Origin of the sequence: Corynebacterium sp. (genome assembly GCF_030530965.1) — a bacterium.
Classification (GTDB): domain Bacteria; phylum Actinomycetota; class Actinomycetes; order Mycobacteriales; family Mycobacteriaceae; genus Corynebacterium.
Genome location: NZ_JAUMTY010000023.1, coordinates 10,231 through 12,399, shown reverse-complemented (window position 1 = coordinate 12,399; position 2,169 = coordinate 10,231). Strand labels below are relative to the sequence as shown.

2 protein-coding genes are annotated in these 2,169 nt (G+C 57.4%); one reads left to right on the top strand and one right to left on the bottom strand.

The features are described from left to right. Positions 1 to 237 precede the first annotated feature (237 nt). Positions 238 to 1,401 carry a Gfo/Idh/MocA family protein gene (locus tag Q3981_RS05860; RefSeq protein ID WP_303124481.1) on the top strand — a complete coding sequence of 388 codons (1,164 nt, stop codon included), beginning with the start codon at positions 238 to 240 and terminating at the stop codon, positions 1,399 to 1,401. A gap of 40 nt (positions 1,402 to 1,441) precedes the next feature. Here Q3981_RS05860 and Q3981_RS05855 read toward each other — a convergent pair whose 3' ends face one another. After that, positions 1,442 to 2,092 carry an FMN reductase gene (locus Q3981_RS05855; RefSeq protein WP_204087327.1) on the bottom strand — a complete coding sequence of 217 codons (651 nt, stop codon included), beginning with the start codon at positions 2,090 to 2,092 and terminating at the stop codon, positions 1,442 to 1,444. Positions 2,093 to 2,169 lie beyond the last annotated feature (77 nt).

Sequence of the window (2,169 nt, the reverse complement as noted above, 5' to 3'; positions counted from 1 at the left end):
CTGGACTGATCTGGGCCCAGGGGTTTGGAGGACATGAGGGGCGCCACCTATGTGCAGTTTAACCTTGAACAAAAAGGGAGATGTGTGTAGATTAGCCTAATTTTTTAAATACGCATAATAATTTCTCATTTAATATCGCGGACTTCACACTGCTTGCAGACTCGCTGCTCCCGCACACCCCAGCTCCCGAGCACTCACACTCGACGCGATCGAGGATTCAGACCTACCCTGGCGTCTATGTCGAATAACACATTGGAAAACACATCATCGAATAAACCCGGATCACCCGACCACCCCTACCGCTTCGCCGTCGTCGGGCTCGGGCAGATCGCTCAGCAAGCCTTCCTTCCAGGACTCGCACAGTTACCGGAAGCGCAGCTAGCCGCCGTCGTTACGTCGGATCCCGAGAAGGCCGAGCGTTATGACGTCTCTGGCTATTCCTATGACCAATACCAGGAACTCCTCGGCTCCGGCGATATCGACGCTGTCTATGTTGCGACGCCGGTCGATCGCCATCGCGAATTCACCATTCCTGCACTTCACGCCGGGATTCCCGTGTTGTGCGAAAAGCCAATGGCTCCGTCGGTCGATGATTGTCAGGCTATGATCGACGCGGCCAACGAGACGGGCACGACGCTCATGCTCGCCTATCGGATGCACACCGACCCGTTCATGATTGACCTGGTCGAGCTTGTTCGCTCTGGCAAACTCGGCGATGCGCGTTACTTCACGTCGCAGTTCAGCCACACGATTAACCCGGAGAATCACCGCGCCAACCACGGATTCTGGGGTGGCCCGGTTCCCGATCTCGGGGTCTACGCGCTCAATATGGTTCGCAATCTGTATGAAGAAGAACCGACGACCGTTTACGCGATCGGCGGCCATCACGAGGGCACTGGCTTGGACACCACCCCCACGGTCAGCGTTTCTCTTGGATTCGACAGCGGACGGACTGCCCAATTTACGGCGAGCTACTCGACGTCCTCGGCCGAGGGCTTCACGCTGGCAGCATCAAAAGGAACGGTCGTGTCCCCGTCGTCGTATATGTGGGGTGAAGGCTCCGACCTTCACGCGACTGTGTCGCTTGCCGACGAAGAAGGCAGCGGTACTGATACCACCGAGGAATGGCACTACGACGCTAAGGATCAATTCGCTGGTGAAACCCGCTATTTCCTCACGTGCGTCCGCGAGAATAAGCAGCCCGAGCCGGACGGCGAGGAGGGCCTGCTGGATATACGCGTGTGTGAAGCAGTGAAGGAATCGCTGGAGACCGGGCGTCCGGTCTCCCTGGAGCCTCGGACGCGGGAACGCCGAATTAGCGCTGATGAAGCACAAGAAATCCCCGCCCCGTCAAAGCCGGGCGAGGATGACATCGCTGTGAACGCGACTGAGGAACTCTAGCTCGCCGGGGGTTTATTCTCCCGGCGCCCCTCACCAGCGGTTACCCCTCGTGACCGCGCAAAAGATCCTCAAAGTCGCGGGAGTGAGAAACGTTGACACCGTCCTTGCGCTCGGGTGCCGACTCCGTCAGGTCGGGGCCGAATCCTTCCACAGCTCCCGTCGTCGCCAAGAGATAACCAGCAAGCTCCGACGCCGCACGATTGGCCCGGCGCGTGAGGTCAGTCTCTTGGCCGAAATCCTCGGTAGCTGCGAAGACACCCGTAGGCATGACCGTAGCGCGCAAGTATGTGAACAGCGGGCGCATCGCGTAATCGAGCATGAGGGCATGGCGAGGAGTACCCGCTGTCGCCGCGATCAGCACCGGCATGCCGTTAAGAGCATTGGTGTCCAGGGAATCCATGAACATCTTGAATAGCCCGGTGTAGCTCGAGGTAAATACTGGGGAGGCGGCGATGACGCCGTCGGCAGCGGAGAGCGTTTTCTTCGCTTGTGTGAGTTTCTCACCGGCCATACCGGTCGTCATCACTGTGGCTAGTTCGTTAGCAAGGTTCCGCAAGTTAATGGTCTCAATTTCGACTGCGTCGCCACGCTTGGACACCTGAGACTCTAAAGCCCCAGTGATGGAATCAATGAGCATCTTGGTGCTCGAGGGCGTTCCCAGCCCTGCGTTGATGACCACAACTTTCTTCATTTTCCGTTACGCCTTTCTGATTCGCCGATGTATTAATAGCTAGCTAAGAATGCACGGTAGCTTAACTATTTTCTTCA